The organism is Hungatella sp. (assembly GCF_046966825.1).
On sequence record NZ_JBKVCZ010000001.1, the window covers coordinates 69,887 to 88,143 of the forward strand.

Annotated in this window: 16 protein-coding genes; 14 read left to right on the top strand and 2 right to left on the bottom strand. The window is 48.1% G+C overall.

The features are described from left to right. Positions 1-275 precede the first annotated feature (275 nt). Entirely contained in the window at positions 276-1,460 is a 1,185-nt protein-coding gene (locus ACLTD4_RS00335) for a polysaccharide deacetylase family protein (RefSeq protein ID WP_117621911.1), read from the top strand. Positions 1,461-1,585: 125 nt separating this feature from the next. Next, a complete protein-coding gene (locus tag ACLTD4_RS00340; protein WP_055659983.1) occupies positions 1,586-2,074 on the top strand; it encodes a hypothetical protein in 489 nt (162 codons plus the stop codon). Between the two features lie 114 nt (positions 2,075-2,188). Here the strand turns inward: ACLTD4_RS00340 and ACLTD4_RS00345 are convergent, their stop codons facing one another. Together ACLTD4_RS00345 and ACLTD4_RS00350 are read right to left on the bottom strand one after the other, a co-directional pair. Then, positions 2,189-3,619, bottom strand: coding sequence for a sulfatase (locus tag ACLTD4_RS00345; protein ID WP_117621912.1), 1,431 nt, complete (start codon positions 3,617-3,619; stop codon positions 2,189-2,191). A gap of 57 nt (positions 3,620-3,676) precedes the next feature. Then, on the bottom strand, positions 3,677-4,705 hold the full coding sequence (locus ACLTD4_RS00350) for a LacI family DNA-binding transcriptional regulator (protein ID WP_055659977.1): 1,029 nt from the start codon (positions 4,703-4,705) through the stop codon (positions 3,677-3,679). A gap of 222 nt (positions 4,706-4,927) precedes the next feature. Between ACLTD4_RS00350 and ACLTD4_RS00355 the strand changes: the two genes are divergently transcribed. The 12 genes from ACLTD4_RS00355 (at position 4,928) to ACLTD4_RS00410 (ending at position 18,188) form a co-directional block, all read left to right on the top strand. Next, complete coding sequence (locus ACLTD4_RS00355; RefSeq protein ID WP_055659976.1) at positions 4,928-6,325, top strand: sulfatase; 1,398 nt, start codon at positions 4,928-4,930, stop codon at positions 6,323-6,325. A 12-nt stretch (positions 6,326-6,337) separates the two neighbouring features. Continuing rightward, the gene (locus ACLTD4_RS00360; RefSeq protein ID WP_117621913.1) at positions 6,338-7,819 is read left to right on the top strand and encodes a sulfatase; all 1,482 of its coding nucleotides are present in this window, start codon (positions 6,338-6,340) and stop codon (positions 7,817-7,819) included. 36 nt (positions 7,820-7,855) lie between these two features. Beyond that, positions 7,856-9,457, top strand: a complete 1,602-nt coding sequence (locus ACLTD4_RS00365) for an ABC transporter substrate-binding protein (protein WP_117621914.1) — start codon at positions 7,856-7,858, stop codon at positions 9,455-9,457. Positions 9,458-9,506: 49 nt separating this feature from the next. Continuing rightward, on the top strand, positions 9,507-10,466 hold the full coding sequence (locus tag ACLTD4_RS00370) for an ABC transporter permease (RefSeq protein ID WP_055659969.1): 960 nt from the start codon (positions 9,507-9,509) through the stop codon (positions 10,464-10,466). Continuing rightward, positions 10,459-11,343 carry an ABC transporter permease gene (locus tag ACLTD4_RS00375; RefSeq protein WP_055659967.1) on the top strand — a complete coding sequence of 295 codons (885 nt, stop codon included), beginning with the start codon at positions 10,459-10,461 and terminating at the stop codon, positions 11,341-11,343. Before ACLTD4_RS00370 ends, ACLTD4_RS00375 begins: the two co-directional genes overlap by 8 nt. A 21-nt stretch (positions 11,344-11,364) precedes the next feature. After that, the gene (locus ACLTD4_RS00380; protein ID WP_333490854.1) at positions 11,365-12,366 is read left to right on the top strand and encodes an ABC transporter ATP-binding protein; all 1,002 of its coding nucleotides are present in this window, start codon (positions 11,365-11,367) and stop codon (positions 12,364-12,366) included. Position 12,367: 1 nt separating this feature from the next. Next, the gene (locus ACLTD4_RS00385; RefSeq protein WP_055659965.1) at positions 12,368-13,321 is read left to right on the top strand and encodes an ABC transporter ATP-binding protein; all 954 of its coding nucleotides are present in this window, start codon (positions 12,368-12,370) and stop codon (positions 13,319-13,321) included. Next, the gene (locus ACLTD4_RS00390) at positions 13,291-14,109 is read left to right on the top strand and encodes a sulfite exporter TauE/SafE family protein (RefSeq protein ID WP_243008306.1); all 819 of its coding nucleotides are present in this window, start codon (positions 13,291-13,293) and stop codon (positions 14,107-14,109) included. Before ACLTD4_RS00385 ends, ACLTD4_RS00390 begins: the two co-directional genes overlap by 31 nt. 141 nt (positions 14,110-14,250) lie before the next feature. Further along, positions 14,251-14,592 (top strand): MmcQ/YjbR family DNA-binding protein, encoded by a 342-nt coding sequence (locus tag ACLTD4_RS00395; RefSeq protein WP_002605293.1) that lies wholly within the window; start codon positions 14,251-14,253, stop codon positions 14,590-14,592. Between the two features lie 458 nt (positions 14,593-15,050). Next, positions 15,051-16,349: an ABC transporter substrate-binding protein gene (locus ACLTD4_RS00400; RefSeq protein WP_117621915.1), complete on the top strand. Its 1,299-nt coding sequence runs from the start codon at positions 15,051-15,053 to the stop codon at positions 16,347-16,349. A gap of 79 nt (positions 16,350-16,428) precedes the next feature. Beyond that, positions 16,429-17,346 carry a carbohydrate ABC transporter permease gene (locus ACLTD4_RS00405; protein ID WP_025529770.1) on the top strand — a complete coding sequence of 306 codons (918 nt, stop codon included), beginning with the start codon at positions 16,429-16,431 and terminating at the stop codon, positions 17,344-17,346. Beyond that, positions 17,343-18,188 carry a carbohydrate ABC transporter permease gene (locus ACLTD4_RS00410; protein ID WP_117621916.1) on the top strand — a complete coding sequence of 282 codons (846 nt, stop codon included), beginning with the start codon at positions 17,343-17,345 and terminating at the stop codon, positions 18,186-18,188. Before ACLTD4_RS00405 ends, ACLTD4_RS00410 begins: the two co-directional genes overlap by 4 nt. The last annotated feature ends 69 nt before the right edge of the window (positions 18,189-18,257 follow it).

The following is an 18,257-nucleotide window of genomic DNA, read 5'->3' on the forward strand; positions in this document are numbered from 1 at the left end:
AAGCCGTTTTTTCGGCTTCAAGCAATTAAAGATAAAGAGGGGCTTCCCAGTCAGCGGGAAGTCTTTTTTTGTAATTGAAAAGCGCCTCTATCACACAAAAAGCTGCCCGGACTTCCAGTAGATTCCTCTATCTGATTTACCATTTTCAGTGGTATAATACGTTTGAAATTTAATAATGTTTAAAAAGTTTCATGTAGTTGAAACTTTTTTGAATGTTGGTACGTCTAAAGGATAGATATAAGAAAAAGGACAGAAAAAAGACAAGAGGTAACCGAATGAAAAGAGTACATATGAAAATTAAGGCGCTGATGCTGGCGCTTCTGGTGTTTACAGGCACCATCCAGGCTCCGGTGCAGGCGATTATTGCCCGGGCGGAAGAGCCTGTAAAAATAAGCTATCAGGCGTTTAATAACCCTACTGCATGGAGTGATAAGCAGGCAGACGATTCGCCGTATACAGCTCCGGAGGGAACCTACATGACCGGATTTCAGGCTGAATTACTGAATCAGCCGCAGAGCGTCACCGGAGGTCTGACATATCAGGTGGAGGTGGGCGGCACCGGCTGGACGGAATGGACGGCGGGAAGTGTCATGGCCGGCCGTACAGAGGGAGATGCTCCGCTTACTGCATTCCGGGCGAGGCTGACCGACGGACTGAGCAGTCTGTATGACGTCTGCTATACGGTCCAGCAGAATGGAGCGTGGACTCCCTGGGTGAGAAACGACGAGGGGACAGCCGGTCAGGAGGGAAGCGGACTTAAAATAACGGGAATACGCATGACGATTGTCACAAAGGGCTCGGCGATACCTGGCGAAAAAGCAGCCGTACAGGGCATTGACCCAAACCGCCCTATGATAGCGCTGACATTCGACGACGGCCCTCACGCACCTGTCACCAACCGGATTCTGGACAGCCTGGAAGCGAACGGAGGACGGGCCACCTTCTTCATGGTGGGAAACCGTGTAACAGGAAAGGCAAATAAGGCGGCGGTAGCGAGGATGGCCGCACTGGGATGTGAAGTAGCCAATCATACGTATGAACATAAAGCAATCACAAAACTGGGAGCAGAGGGAATTAAGTCACAGCTGGCACGAGCCAATGACAGCATACGTCTGGCAGGCGGTGTATCCCCTGTGCTCATGCGGCCGCCGGGCGGAGCGAAGAGCGACGCAGCCATGAAGACCGTCGGTTCCATGGGGATGTCTGCAGTGCTGTGGTCCATCGACACCCTGGACTGGAAGACGAAAAATAAGCAGAAGACCATCGATGCGGTCATCGGCCATGTAAAAGACGGAGATATCGTGCTGATGCACGATTTGTACGGAACAACCGCGGACGCCGCAGAGGTTATCATTCCAAAGCTGAAGGAAATGGAATTCCAGCTGGTGACAGTGAGCGAGCTGGCCAGCTACAGAGGCGGTATCCAGCCTGGGAAGGTGTACAGCAGATTCCGGCCATAATCGGCTGCACCGCCTGTTTTTTATCTGGATTCAACACATGGATAAAGGAGTTGACGTGCAAGGAAAAGGCAGAGTATAATATTCAGGAGATAACGGAAATGTAGAAAGAATTGCAGGAGATCAGGATGAACGGTCATTTTATTGTTAACTTTTTTAAAAGTGCGGCAGCGACAGTTGTTTTTGTGGTATTTTTCTTCTTTTCCATAGTTATGTTTCTGATAAGCCGCCCGGTTTCTGCGATACTTTTCCTGGTTATTGGGGCTGTATTTGGATATGTTGCCCTGATAAATGGAATGACTGTCAATGTGGATGAGAATGGGATCAGCAAGTCTTTGTTCGGTTTTGTGACCATGAAATTCAATTGGGAGGATGTTGCGGAGATTGGAGTATGCGGTACAAAGGTTTTTAATAAAAATCATAAGGATAGAGTTGGAACATTGTACGTCTATGTTTCTCCCAGTCTTTTATCGGAACAGGATCGTTTTGATATGATTTTAAAATGGCCTCCAAAGGACAAAATTTATTTCGTCTTTAAACAAAAGCATCTGGAATTAATTCAGATGGTATCGGGTCTAAAAACAGAGGCATATAATACAGGAGATTTAACGGTATAATTGATATAGTAAGAGGCTGTCGCCCGGCTAAGTGTCTTAGCCGCAGTGGCAGCCTCTTTTTCTTTTGATATAATTACAGTCCATTGTACGATACCGCATTTCTGCCGGCTCCGGTCACTGTCGGGTACCACGGACTAAGTCGGCCGGGATGTGAAGCTGAGCCGGGTCCGCCTCGACCGCTGCGCGGCAGTGGGCAGACAATCGCGCGGCCAGTTCTTCTATGACAGAGGCATATGCCGGGTCCCCGGCCATATTATAGTCCTCTGCCGGGTATTTTTTGCAGTCAACGAAGAAAATATCTTCCTGCTCTCTGGAGGGGCGGAGGCCATCTATCCGCATATTCATATCCAGACGGAACTGTCCCAGACGGATACAGGCACGGCGGGGCCACCCGTGTCCGCCAGGCAGGCGGCCGAGCTGGCGGGCAGGAAAGGCACAACTGTCAGTTTCTCCATAGCCGATCGTGGCATATACAGGCTGAGAGGTGCTGTCTTCAAAAAGATTGCGGCCCTTAAACTGCGGCGGCGCCTCTATTCCGATTAGAGAAAAGAGCGTACGTGGAATGTCGATATTTGAACAGAGGGAGGTGATCCGCCGTCCCTTTTTTGGTTCCATAGGATCGGTAATGATTAAGGGGACTGCCTGGCTCGCTCGCTGGAAAATGTGTTTCCCAAGTCCGCAGCATTCTCCGCGAAGAGCACCATGGTCAGCTCCCACTATGAGGATGGTATGACTTAGCTCGTCCCGGCTCTGCAATAAATTGATGACTTTTCCAATTTCATCGTCAATCCAGCATACCATGCCATAGTAATAAGCTTTGATTGTTCTCAATTCCTCTTTCGATAAAGTTTCCAATCCGATCGTATGTGCAAATGCCTGCTCGAATTCGCTGAGATGAGCGATTTCAGGCAGTTCACTGTCAAATGGATAATCCCTGTAAATGGTTTCATAGCCTCGTTTGAGTATGACTGGAGAGTGAGGCTGAGTGTAGGAAATGCGCAGAAAGTAAGGCTCCGACTGACAAGACAGCCACTCCAGCGCATTTTCTGTCACTTTTTCAGGAAAGTACTCCCTGCCTTCTGGATACAGGCTGGCCGCATTGAAGGAAAGTCCGCTCCGCGGCGATATTTTTTTCAGATTCTGCCTCTCGGTATACGTAAGTCCCAGCCCCATGCCGCTGCCTTCCGGGTTGTCCGTCTCAAAGGGGGTAAGCCCAGGCGGGAGATGCGTTTTTCCAAAGTTGGCAGTATGGTATCCAGCCTTTCGCAGTACCTCGGGAAATGTAATGACCGGAGCAGGAAGGGTAAATGTGGAGACTGCCGCCTCGTTATTGTATACACCAGTGTCCTCAGGATAAAGACCTGTCATGAGGCTTGTTCTTGATGGAACACAAACGGGAGAGTTGCAGAAACAGTTTTCAAAAAGATAACCTCTCCGGGCGATCGCGTCAATATTAGGCGTACGCATGGGGCCTGCCGGGTTCCCATAGCAGCCTAAGGCATCCTGGCGCAGCTCATCACAGAAAAAATAAACAATATTTTTCATAAAAGTTCCTCCTTCTGTATAGTTATACGTATAAACGGTGCATAAAGAACACAGCCGCTAAAAAACGGCTGGATCTGTGGGTTCTATCACTGGTTGAAGCGTTAATTTACGGACACCATTTTTGCTGTCGATAATATTCAGTAATGACCTTGCGGATTCAAATCCCGCATCATAATGAGGAAAATGATAGGAAATCGACCTCTCATACCAGTGGGCCGTTTCTTCGGACTGCAGTAAAAGGTGTTGATCGTGAAGCTTTTGGGACACTGATTGCTGAACCTCCCTGGAACTGCAGATAAAGCAGGTGTCCAGAGAAACAGAGTTGACAAGGTTTTTAACGACCTGAATGTTTGCGCGCTCTACTTCAAAGAACTTATTATCCTTAGAATAGGTACTGGAGTTGACGTCTATCCCTTCGATGGGGAAAATCTCAAACTGCAGATCGTCGTGTCCTACCATGACTGCACGGAACCCTCTTTCCCTGGCCGTCTCCTTCGCATTGGTATAGTTGGGCCGTATATAAATAAACTTCTTAAAGCCTTTGTTTAAGAGATAGTCAGCCCGGAGATAGGAGGAGGCAAAATAATCATAAGTAATACTGTTAATAGCGGAATCCTCAGCCATGCAGTCAATCGTTGAAAACGGAATATTATATGCTTTAATCTGTTCAAGCGCCTCGGGAGAGACGTCACTGTGGTTGGAAGATACGTAGATTATTCCATCGGTGAGTGTGTTCATGCAGGCGTCAATGTAGTTGAAGGTGTTGCCGCATCTCTGATCATTGCACAATAAAATGCTGTATCCCTTCGGCTCCAGATAGGATCGGATTCCCTGCATGGCATTATAATACCGGGGGGCGTTTAAGGTGGTGGCCAGACGCACCGCAATACAGTAGGATCGACTGTTTTTTAAGCGTTTGGCCGCACTGTTTGGGATGTAATTAAGTTCGGTCACAGCGTCAAGCACACGTTTCCTTGTGCTTTCCGAAATAGATTTTCCTGGTGTGTCATTCAGGACATAGGAGACGGTTGCCTGGGACACATTTGCCCGCTGCGCAATGTCTTTGCTTGTTATTTTATTTTTCATATTAAAATTCCTTACAGATAAAATTCAGTTTGGTTAACTTAAAGTATAAAAAAGGTATATACGAATAAACTAACAACATTATTATAACAAATAAAAAAATGAACATATATGTTAAAAGTACACAAAAATATAACGATTTATTTGACTAATATGACCGATTGACGAATAAATGTAGACGTTGTATTATGGTTATACGAATAAATAAACGAAGGAGGAAAACACTTGGAAAAGAGGCCGAACTTTTTATTTCTGTTCAGTGATCAGCATCGGGGCGACTGGATGCCATATGACAAAGAGATAAAAAGAAAACTTGGTGTGGAAGATTTAGAACTAAAGATGCCAAATATACGCAGTCTTATGGATCACGGTACCGCGTTTACCGAGGCAGTGTCTCCGGCGCCGCTGTGTGCACCGGCGCGGGCGTGTCTTGCGGCGGGAAAACGTTATAAAAACTGCCGTGTGTATTCCAATAACACGAACTATGACGCAGGGCTGGAAACATTTTATGGGAAGCTTAAGAATCATGGTTACTACGTAAGCGGCGTTGGCAAGTTTGATTTAAATAAGGCAGATCTGGAATGGGGGAATGGATATCATCCGCTGCTTCAGCAGATTGGTTTTTCTGATGCCGCTGACAGCGAAGGAAAGATGGATACCGTGTGGGCCGCATTAAAGGATCAGCCGGGCCCCTACGGCAGAATGCTGAAGGAGAGGGGATGGCTGGATAGGCATGTGGAGGATATGATACACCGGGGCGGGAATACGTACCCGACACCTCTTCCTGATGAACTCTATGCGGATAACTGGATCACCCGGGAGAGCCTGGAGATGATAAAGGGGCTTCCCAGAGAAAGACCCTGGTTTTTGCAGGTAAACTTCTCCGGCCCTCATGACCCGTGGGACATTACGGAAAGCATGAAAAACGCAGTCTCGGACCGTTCCTTTCCCGATGCGCCGGGATGCACCTTTTGCGGAGACAATCAAAAGGTACGGCAAAATTACGCAGCCATGATTGAGAATATCGATCGCTGTATCGGCGAAATTCTGGAAGCTGTGAAGGCGCGCGGCGACTGGGAAAATACGATTGTGGTTTACGGATCGGACCACGGAGAAATGATGGGGGATCATAATCTGTATGGAAAATCAAAGCCGGAACAGGGATCTGTACATATACCACTTGTAATTGACGCTTCCCGGTTTGGGGGAAAGCGGGCTGTCTGCAATGAAAAGCCAGTGGAGCTTCAGGATCTGGCGGCGACATTTCTCGATTATGCGGGACTTCCGGTGGAGGAAAGTCTGGAATCTCTTTCTTTAAAGCCGGTATTGAACGGAACAGAACCTTATGTCAGGAAATATGGCATCTCTGAGCTCATTAATCCCGATCCCAAGGGACTGATAAAAAGCTTTGGAACCATAACGGATGGGGAGTATAAGCTCATTATGAAAGTCGGAGAGCCGGAGCGGTTATATAATTTAAGCACAGATCCCTTCGAAATGCATGATCTTGCGGCCAGCAGACCAGAGGAAGTAAAACGGTTAAAACTGGCATTTGGACAGCGCGGAGAAAAGCTGGATCCGGCTATTGAACTTTATGTAAAATCATTTCACGCGAGAGGATAGGAGGCGATCCTGATGAAGGCCATTATGGTGATGTTTGACTCTCTCAACCGCAATTTTCTGCCGCCCTACGGCTGTCCGGAGGTATATGCCCCTAATTTTGTCAGACTGGCGGAGCGGACAGTTACCTTCCGTTCGGCATACGCCGGAAGTCTTCCGTGTATGCCGGCCCGCCGGGAACTGCATACTGGAAGACTGAACTTTCTGCACAGAGGCTGGTCGCCATTAGAGCCATTCGACGATTCTATGCCGGAATTGTTAAGCCATGCAGGCGTCCATACGCATCTGGTCAGCGATCATGGTCATTACTGGGAGGACGGCGGAGCGACATACCACACGAGATATTCCACCTGGGAATGTATTCGCGGACAGGAAGGCGATCCATGGAAAGGAAATCTTTCTCCCGACATACAGGCTGATACCATGATACCGGGGAGCAATCCGGAGATAGAAAAATTTAAGCAGAGACTGTATAAGCAGGACGCGGTGAACCGCATATACAGAGCAGATAAAGAAAATAGCTGTCAGAAACTGACCTTTGACCGGGGCCTGGAATTTATTGAGACGAATCAAGGGTATGACAACTGGTTTCTTCAGATAGAGTCCTTCGATCCGCACGAACCATTTTATTCCTTTGAAGAATACTTAAAGCAGTACGAAAAACCAGCCCTGGACAGAGACTTGGACTGGCCTCCCTACGACCGTGTTCATCAGACGGAGGAGGAGATCGCTTACATTCGGGCAAAATACATGGCAATGATCTCCATGTGTGATGAGAATCTTGGAAGGGTGCTGGATATGATGGACCGGTACGATCTGTGGAAGGACACTATGCTGATCGTCAACACGGATCACGGTTTTCTCCTGGGCGAACACGGCTGGTGGGCTAAAAATATCATGCCATGTTACCAGGAGATCGTCAATATTCCTCTGTTCATATGGGATCCGAGGTACGGTAAAAGAGGGGAATACCGCGACAGTCTGGTACAGACGATCGATATGGCCCCCACACTTCTGGAGTATTTCGGATGTGATCAGCCGAAGGATATGACCGGAAAAGCGCTTGGGGATACCATTTTGGAGGATCGGCCGGTCCGCGAATTTGCGCTGTTTGGCTATCACGGAAACCAGCTGAATATCACGGACGGAAGGTACGTCTATATGAGGGCCGCTGTTCATCCGGAGATCCGGCTGTATGAATATACGCTGATGCCAAACCGTATGAACTGCAGGATGGGAGCGGAACTGGAACAGGCCTCCCTGGCACAGCCATTTGGTTTTACAAAAAATATGCCGGTGTTAAAAATTCCTGCTTCAGAGGGAACGGATGCCGTAACCCGGACGTATGGAACCCAGCTGTTTGATCTGCAGGAAGATCCAGGACAGCAGCAGCCCATAAAAGATGAAGCGCAGGAAAAAAGGCTGCGTCTGGCCATGAAACAGCTGTTGGAAGTAAATGAAGCCCCCGGGGAGCTGCTTAAGCGCATGGGGCTGTAGAATCTGTTAATAAATTAAAAAAGGAGAAGATTTATTATGAAGAAAAGCATATCGAAAGCAGTGTGTGCATTGTTGACCGGCTGTATGGTCATCGGTTCTCTTGTGGGATGCGGGGGCAGTAAAGACAGCGGAGGAAGTGCTGTAGCGGCAAATCCAACAGAGAGTGCTGCGGCGTCCGGTCCGATCACGGGCATTAAGATCGGAACATCAGAAAGCTGGGAGACTTTGACTCCGTTTCGTACCACGCAGAGCCAGTATGCGTCTATGGTCAGGCTGATCTATGACCGCCTGGCGTATCAGACAGCGGATAACGAGTACATTCCTCAGGTGGCAAAAAGCTGGGAGGTAGATGATGACGGTGTTACATGGAATGTAGAGATTTACGATTACGTAGAAGATTCAGAAGGAAACCATATCACGGCCAGCGATATCGTGTGGATGCTGGAGGAATCCATGAAACAGGGACTGAAGCCCTGCTTTAACAAAATTGCCAGTGTTGAACAGACCGGGGATTATACGTTCAAGGTGGTTATGAAACAGGATATTGTAAATTCCTTTGAACTCGTTCTGGTAAGTACTTACGTGGTATCTCAGAAGGCATATGAGGCGAGCGAGGATGGGTTTGCTACAAAGATTGTCTCGACTTCTCCGTATACAGTCACGGATTTTGTATCCGGCTCTCATATTACATTTAAGAAGAGAGACAGCTACTGGCAAAAACCAGAATTGATTGACCCGGTTCTGGCAGCAAATCTCGAAGAGATTACATATACCATCATTAAGGAAGCTTCACAACAGCAGGTTGCTTTAGAGACAGGAACCGTCGATGCATTTGAAGGGATCAGTGCAAGTATTGTCCCGGCATTTGAAGGGAACAACGCTTTTCACATCGAACAGCTGCCAAGCAGCAACGGAACCCAGCTGTTTTTCTCCGGAGATAAGAGCAGAATAATAGCTGATGATGAGAATCTTAGCCGCGCAATCTGCTACGCCATCGATGCGGAAGGAATTATCTCCGGTGTGTATAATGGCTATGCGAAGCCGATGCATGACGCGGCGGTGGAAAGTGTCGTTGGGTATCTGGATAAATGGAATGACGAGGAATATTTCCCTTATGATGTTGAGAAGGCAAAGGAATACCTGGCTCAGTCCAGCTATAATGGCGAGGAGCTGGAGCTGCTCTGTATGTCTGATTCCACCACACAGCGTGTGGCGCAGATGATTCAAAACTATCTGCTCGCAATCAACGTGAAGCTGAAACTGAATATTGTGGATTCAGCCCTTTTCTCCGCCTCCCGTTTTGACGGCGCTCAGTATGACATGATTATTATCAGTGCCGGAGCCGGTTCCCTGCCAGCCTTCTGGTCTAACCGTTTCGACAGCACCGCATATGAAAAAGGTGATGGTACAGCCCGCCGCGATGAGGTTCTTACGGAGATGCTGTACTCTACATGGTCCAATTCAGGATTTACAGAGGAGAATATCGATGCGGTACACCGGTATATTAAGGATCACGTATACGCATACGGCATTTGTCTCCCGACAATCAGTACCATCTACAGCAGTAAAATTGTTTTGACAGAGAGCGTAAATCTTCCGTCGGGTAATATTGATTTTGTAGCCAGTGTAAAACAATAATGGAAAGCAGCAGACAGAGGCATTTTATGATGGAAGAAAGGGGTTCATAATGGCAAGGTACATTTTAAAAAGATTACTCTGGATGATTCCAATTGTTCTGGGAGTGGCAGTCATTGTATTTACACTGATGTCCTTCTGCCCGGGGGATCCGGCTGCAATTATACTTGGCTCCTCGGCGACTGAAGCAGATCTGGAGGCCATGCGTGAGGAGCTTGGGTTAAACCATTCCTATCTTGTGAGGCTGGGAACATTTTTAAGTGATACGTTTATTCATTTTGATCTTGGAAAATCGTGGATTACGCAGACAAGTATCAGCGCAGCCATCGCAGAGCGGCTGCCGAGAACCATGATGCTGACCATAGCCACCCTGGGGCTCTCGATTCTGATCGGAATTCCTCTCGGAATTATGGCGGCTATTAATCAGGGGAAATGGAAGGACAACTTCTGCATGGGATTTGCACTGCTTGGCGTCTCGATTCCGGATTTCTGGCTGGCACTTCTGCTGATTATCCTGTTTTCCGTAAAACTGGGGTGGCTGCCCGCTATGGGAATTGGCGGAGTTAAATACTATATTCTTCCTGCACTGGCAGGATGCATGGGAGGAATCGCCACCCTTGCCCGTCAGACCCGTTCCAGTATGCTGGATGTGATTCGCGCAGACTACATCACGACAGCGAGGGCGAAGGGCGTGCCGGAGTTTCGCGTGATTACAGGCCATGCGTTAAAAAATGCCATGATACCGATTATCACAATTATTGGTACCCATTTTGGAAAAATGCTGGGCGGTGCCATGGTAATTGAAACAATCTTCTCTATTCCGGGAATGGGGTCTTATATCGTTACAGGAGTAAATTCCAGGGATTATCCGGTTGTACAGGTCGCGGCTATCTTTTTGGCGATTGTATTTAGTATCTGCATGCTGGGAGTAGATTTAATCTATGCAGCGGTAGATCCGAGAATTAAGGCACAGTATGGAAGAAAGAAAAGGAAGGTGAAGGCAAATGACTGAAGCAGCGGCTGTTCAGACAAAGGTCAGGGTCAGAAAGAACTCTGAATTTATGCGGATTTTAAAGCAGTTAAGCTACAATAAGCTGGCCATGTTTGGAGCCATTGTGTTTGTGGCGGAGCTGATGCTTGTCCTTTTTGCCCCGCTGATCGCTCCGTATGGTTACGCGGACATGGACATGACGGTCGTTTCTCAGGGACCGTCGCTGTCCCATTTATGCGGAACCGATGATCTGGGAAGAGATATTTTCAGCCGGCTTCTGTACGGCGGACGCTATTCCATAACCATGGGAATTTTCAGCATCGGGATCTCTGCGACGCTGGGGGTTATCATTGGATCTATCGCCGGTTATTTTGGCGGGCAGGCGGATAATATTATTATGAGAGTACTCGATGTGATTCAGTCACTGCCTGGTATGCTGCTCACGATCGTAATTTCTGCGGTACTTGGCTCCGGTTATTTAAACACGATTCTGGCGCTGTCTGTAAATGGTATACCGGGACAGGCCAGGATGCTGCGGGCCCAGATGCTGCGGGTCAGAGACAGCGAATACATAGAAGCAGCCAGGTCTATCAACTGCAGCAGAGTCCGAATTATTGTAAAACATTTGATTCCCAACTCATTTTCACCGCTGATTGTCCAGGCTACCATGGGTGTGGCAAATATGATTATTATGGCAGCTGGCTTAAGCTTTATCGGTCTTGGAGTACAGCCTCCGGCTCCGGAATGGGGAGCCATGCTTTCCAGCTCCAGACAATTTATCAGGTCCAGCCCGCATATGGTAATCTTCCCAGGACTTGCAATTGCGATTACAATTCTTTCCCTTAACTTAATGGGAGATGGCCTTCGCGATGCACTGGATCCCAAACTGAAACGTTAAGGAAATGGAGGAACAAAGCGTATGTCGGAAGTAATGAGTCAAAGAAAGCCATTTCTGGAAGTAAAAGATCTTGTTGTGGAATATTTTACGAAAGAACAGACGGTTCATGCCGTAAATGGTGTTTCGTTTCAATTGGAAAAGGGCAGAACACTGGGGCTGGTAGGAGAAACGGGGGCCGGAAAAACCTCTATAGCAAAATCAATCCTGCGGATTCTGCCGGATGTAGGCGCCCGGATTGCCGGAGGTGAAGTGTGGCTGGAAGGCGAAAATCTCACCGGATTATCAGAAGAAAAGATGAGAAGTATCCGCGGTAAAAAAATATCGATGATTTTTCAGGATCCAATGACCGCGTTAAATCCGGTTCAGCGGGTGGGGGATCAGATCGCGGAGGTCGTGTCCTTACATAACAGCGGAACCAAAGAAAGCTTTAAGAAACGGGCAGAGGATATGCTTGAGATGGTAGGGATCCCCAGGGAACGTTACCAGGATTATCCCCATCAGTTCTCCGGGGGGATGAAGCAGAGAGTGGTGATTGCGATTGCCCTGGCCTGTAATCCCGAGCTTCTGCTTGCTGATGAGCCGACGACGGCACTGGATGTGACGATTCAGGCCCAGGTGCTTAAACTGATTGGCCAGTTAAAGGAGCAGATTCATACATCCATGATACTGATTACACATGATATGGGTGTGGTGGCCACTCACTGCGATGAGGTCGCTGTAGTCTATGGAGGAAATATCATAGAGTACGGCAGCAGGGAGCAGATTTTCGACCATCCGTCTCACCCGTATACCATCGGCCTGTTTGGTGCCATCCCCAATATGAATGAGGATGAAGAGTGGCTGCATCCCATCGATGGCCTCCCGCCGGATCCGGCAAATTTACCGGAGGGCTGCTCGTTCCATCCCCGCTGTAAATACGCCACGGAGGAGTGCAGACACGGGGTGACGGGGATGCAGACAACCTCGGATGGACATGAGTGTCGCTGCTGTCATGTGGATACGGTTTTGAGAGGGGAGGCATAGGATGGAACCGGTTATTGAAGTGAAAAATTTAAAGAAATATTTTCCGACTGCTAACGGTATCCTGCATGCGGTGGACGATGTGTCACTTACCATACACAGAGGAAAAACGCTGGGAGTCGTAGGGGAATCCGGATGTGGGAAATCTACATTGGGAAGAACGATTATTCATTTACAGGAGCGTACAGCGGGACAGATCTTTTTGTCTGGAAAAGATATCTCTGACCTAAAAGGTAAAGAACTAACCAGAGCCCGTGAGAAGATGCAGATAATTTTTCAGGACCCATATTCTTCGCTTGATCCGCGAAAGACGGTGGATGCCACGATCCGTGAACCGTTGGTTGTCTCAAAAAGATACAAAAAAAATGAGATAGATGATGTGACTGCGGAACTGATGGAACTTGTTGGAATCGACAATCGGCTTAGAATGTCGTATCCTCATGAGCTGGACGGTGGGAGGAGACAGCGCGTGGGAATTGCCCGTGCACTCGCCTTAAATCCTGATTTTGTCGTGTGTGATGAGCCTGTTTCCGCGCTGGATGTTTCCATTCAGGCCCAAGTCTTAAATCTGCTGAAAAAGCTTCAGCAGCAGAAAGGGCTGACCTATATGTTTGTTACCCATAATCTGTCAGTAGTAAAACATATATCCGATGATATCTGTGTGATGTACCTCGGACAGGTAGTGGAGCTCTGCCCGTCAAAAGAACTGTTTAAGAGTCCGCTGCATCCCTATACGAAAGCGCTGCTTTCAGCAATTCCCTCCGTAGACATTCACAATCCAAATAAACCCGAGATTCTGAAGGGGGAGCTGTCCTCCCCGATTAATCCGAAGCCAGGGTGCCGATTCGCAACCAGGTGCCGATATGCTGCGGAGGCGTGCAGACAGCCTCAGAAGATGGAGGAGGTTACTCCCGGACACTTTGTGACATGCTGCAGAGTAAAGGAAGTGCAGAAGTGATGCCTGTGTACGTGGTATTTCTGGCTGTCAGCTTTCTCGCTTCCATTGTGGGAGCCGTCTGCGGTATTGGCGGTGGTGTGATTATAAAACCCGTACTGGATGCCTTTGGAGTGCTTGATGTATCAGCGATCAGCTTCCTTTCGGGCTGCACGGTCCTCGCCATGAGCCTGTATTCCGTGGGACGCAATAAGATAGCAGGTACATTGTCCGTGGACATGTCGACAGGAACGCCTCTGGCAGCAGGTGCGGCTGTTGGGGGCGTTGTGGGGAAATATATGTTTCAGGCAGTCCGGCAGATGTTTGAAAATCAGAATACTGTGGGTGCGGTGCAGGCAGCCTGTCTGATGATTTTGACATTGGGAACTTTGATCTATACGCTGAAAAAGAGTTGTATTAAGACACATCATTTAAAAAATGTTCCGGCCTGTCTGGCGATCGGCCTGTTTTTAGGTATTTTATCGTCTTTTCTCGGAATTGGGGGCGGACCCATCAATCTGGTAATTCTGTTTTACTTTTTTTCCATGACCACGAAAGTGGCTGCACAGAATTCACTCTATATAATTCTGTTCTCCCAGGTAACAAGCCTAGTCGTATCTGTTTTTACCGGAACGATGCCGTCGGTGGAATGGGGGATACTGGCCGGTATGGTGGTCTGCGGCGTCCTGGGCGGTATTACCGGGCGCTGGTTTAATAAAAGGATGAACGACCGGATGGTCGATAAGCTGTTTATGATTCTTATGGTGATGATTATCTTTATAAATATCTATAATATTTTCTATTATGCATAATGGAAAATGCGTTGTAGAACCGCCGGAAATACAGTATAATTAATACGCCCGGCTCATCTGCACCGACAACACGCAGCGCCGGTAAATCCCCCGAAACTGTTCCGACACAGTTTTGGTATCAAGGAAAGACGGGTATCTGCTATGGCGTTTAAGACAAAGAAAGATTTAATTAAGTACTGTCTGACTTATCCGGATGTTTACGAGGACTATCCGTTTCACGATACGGAATGGGCTGTGATCCGGCACAGGAAGAATAAAAAGGTATTTGCATGGATCTATACGCGTGAGGAAAAGACCTGTGTGAATGTAAAATGTGATCCCGAATGGACTGAATTCTGGAGAAATGCATTTCCGGGCGTTCTGCCCGGGTACCATCTTAATAAGAAGTACTGGAATACGATTTTACTGGATGGTACGGTCCCGGATCCGGATATAAAAAGGATGATTGGCGAGAGCTTTGATCTGACAATGGAAAAGCGATGAGGCAGGCAGACCCTGTATCATCGCTTTTTTATGTATTTGGATTCGGTCAAAGTAAAGTGCATGGAATTCAGATGCCGATATAGCGTATATTTTGGTGTTTTTTCTCCACTTAACAAGGTTAAATGTTGCCTGATTTGGGATTGGATATTTATGTTTCATGCTTTAATTTTAAAATCGACCTTTTGACACCCTAATCGTATTTGGAAAGTACTTCTATTACATAAATAGCCCTCCGGGCAGGATGCGCACTTCGCGCCAGGGAAATATGGTTGCCGGAGCTCGCTTTTCATTGCTGAAATGCCTCATCCCGCCGCTCCCGGCTTTTGAATATGAAAATATTACACCCTTTTAGAAATTTAGTCTCTGTTTTTTCCATATAAGCGATGGTAGAATTTAACTATCAAATAAAAAGCGCGCGCAGAGAGTTGAATATAAGACAAAACAGGGAGGTTTCAATCATGAAGCATAAATTAGTATCGGTGGTACTGGCGGCGGCCATGCTGGCCTCGTCTTTAACGGGCTGTGGTTCCAAAGCGGAGACAACGGCAAAAAATGACAGCGGCGCCATTACATTAAAAGTATTCTCGAACCTGCCGGACAGAAAAAATGGTCAGGGCCTGGTGGAACAGATGATTATCGATAACTACATGAAGGAAAATACGAATGTGAAAATCGAAGTGGAAGCTCTGGACGAAGAAGCGTATAAGACGAAGTTCAAGGCATACTCCATGGAAGGCATGCCGGATGTCGTCAGTATCTGGGGACAGCCGTCCTTCCTGGACGAGGTGCTGGATGCGGGAGTGCTTGCTGAGTTAAATGAGGCAGATTATGCGGATTACGGCTTTATCTCCGGTTCCCTGGAAGGCTTTAAGAAAGATGGAAAGCTGTATGGCCTTCCCAGAAATACAGACGTGGCCGGCTTCTATTATAATGAGAAAATGTTTAAGGATAACGGCTGGGATGTACCCGCAACGTATGATGAATTATTAGACCTGGCTCAGAAAATCAGCGGCGCGGGGATTACACCGCTGGCCATGGACGGCGGAGACGGCTGGCCGATGGCAATCTATCTGTCTGATATCCTCTTTAAACTGACCGGCGACTATACGGGCATTGTCAGCAACGCAGTGAGCACAGGGGACTTTACGGACCCGGCATTCAAACAGGCGACAGAGATTTTAAAAGAGACGGCGGACGCCGGCCTGTTCCAGAATGGTTACGATTCCCAGGATTACGGAACGGCCATGAACTTGTTTACCAACGGCCAGGCGGCCATGTTCTACATGGGAAGCTGGGAGGCTTCCATGGCCATGAACGAAGACATCCCGGAAGAGGTCAGAACCAATATCAGAGTCTTCACCATGCCGACGATTGCCGGCGGAAAAGGTGCGGCTACAGATATTGCGGCGTGGAACGGCGGCGGTTATGCGGTGTCTGCGAAATCTGAGGTAAAAGAAGAGGCGATCAAATTCTTAAACTATATGTATCAGCCGGATAAGTTATCCAAGTATGGCTGGGAGAACGGCGTAGGCATGTCGGCCCAGGATCAGACCAGCTACATGAGCGGGAAAGAGACGAAGCTTCAGATGCAGTTCGTAGAAGCAGTAAACGGGGCCTCCAGAGTATCCGGGACACCGGTCAATGACTGCGGCCCTTCCGCATTCAAGACCAGTATTGAAAGTGAAATCCAGAGCGTTTCCAACGGCACAATCACCGTGGATGAGTTCCTTTCTAAAATCGGCGAAGCATGCAAATAACGAACAGAGAAAAAGTGTAAGCTGATTACGGCCGCCGGAGAACAAACCGGCGGCCGTAATTTTCAGAAAGGGGAAGTTTATGAAAAAATTATACAGCAACAAACTGGTCATCCTGAGCCTTGTCCTTCCGGGCCTGCTGCTGTTCGTGTTTGCGATTCTGGCCCCCATTTGCCTCAGTGTCTATTACGGATTTACAGACTACTCCGGAATGGGTTCCTACAATTATATCGGACTGGAGAATTATCACAGACTGATGAAGGATCAGGTTTTCTGGACCTCCCTCAAGAATTCGCTCCTCTTAGCCATCGGCTTTATCTGCATTCAGCATCCGCTGGCGCTGATCGTGGCGGCAGTGCTGGATAAGTTGGGAGGACGGGGAGAAGGTTTTTTCCGCTGCGTGTACTTTGTGCCCAATGTTATCTCCGTAGCGGTTATCGCATACCTGTGGAAATTTATCTATAATCCCGATTTTGGCCTGTTAAATAATATCATCAAGCTGTTCGGCGGAGACGGCGGAATCAACTGGCTCAGCCAGGGCAGGGCCATCTGGTCGGTACTGATCGTGCTGATCTGGCATGGATTTGGATGGGGAATGTTAATTTACTACACGGGAATCAAAAATATAGACCCCACCCTGTATGAGGCGGCGGCCATTGACGGGGCCAATCAGAAAACCACATTCCTGAGGATCACCCTTCCGCTGATGAAGCCGGTGATTCAGGTAAATGTGACCATGGCGGTCATATCCGCATTAAAACAGATGGAGACCGTGTACCTGCTTACCAACGGCGGGCCCGGCAACAGCACGCAGTTTGCTGCGAATTACTTATATCAGCAGGCGTTTAAAGCGTTTAAGTATGGCTACGGTAATGCCATCGGCGTTATTTTCATCATCATCTGCCTGGTGGTTACCGTTTTACTGAACACCGTTTTCGCAGACCGCGATGAAGATGCCGGAAGGAAAAATGGATTGAGCAGAAGGAGGGCGAAATCATGAATCAAACGGATATAAGAACGTTTTCCTGGAAAAAACCGCTTCTTTGGGCGGTGCTGATTCTTGTGGCGGTCGTTCAGATCTTCCCCTTAATCTGGCTGGCAGATTTTTCCCTGGCAAGCAGCAATGAAATGTTTACCAGCGGACTTCTCGTAATCCCGAAGAAGATCCAGTGGGGGAATTATGTTAAAGCTTTTATAGATGGTCATTTTCTGTTATACTTAAAAAACAGTATCCTGATAAACGGACTGGCGGTCATCCTGGTGCTTCTCGTATCAATTATGGCAGGCTTCGCATGCCGCAGAATGAACTGGAAATTAAGGGGCCTTGTGAAGACGCTTCTGCTCATGGGGATGATGATTCCCATCCATGCGACCCTGCTTCCAAATTATAAGATATTCAATCAGCTGGGACTGACCGATACCATCTGGGCGCTGCTGATCCCGTACGTGGCATTTTCGCTTCCCCAGGGACTGTTTTTGATGTCCAGCTTCATGGAATCCATTCCGGTAGAGCTGGAGGAGGCGGCAGTCATGGACGGATGCGGGATCTACCGGATCGTTTTCCGGATAATCACGCCTATGATGAAATCATCCATTGCCACAGTGTCAATCATGACGTTTCTGAACAACTGGAATGAATTTATGATGGCCAGCACCTACTTGAGTTCCCCGAAATGGAAGACGCTTCCGTTCTCGGTTCTGGAGTTTACCGGCCAGTATTCATCCAATTACGCCGTGCAGTTTGCGGTTATGGCTCTGACAGCGGCGCCGGCAGTGATTGTATATATTCTGCTGAATAAACATATTACGAAAGGTGTGGTCATGGGAGCGGTCAAAGGCTAGCGCCGCCCGGAGTATTTACGCCGGGAGGCACCAGGCGCGCCCAGAAAAAAAGGCGGATAGTTTAACCGG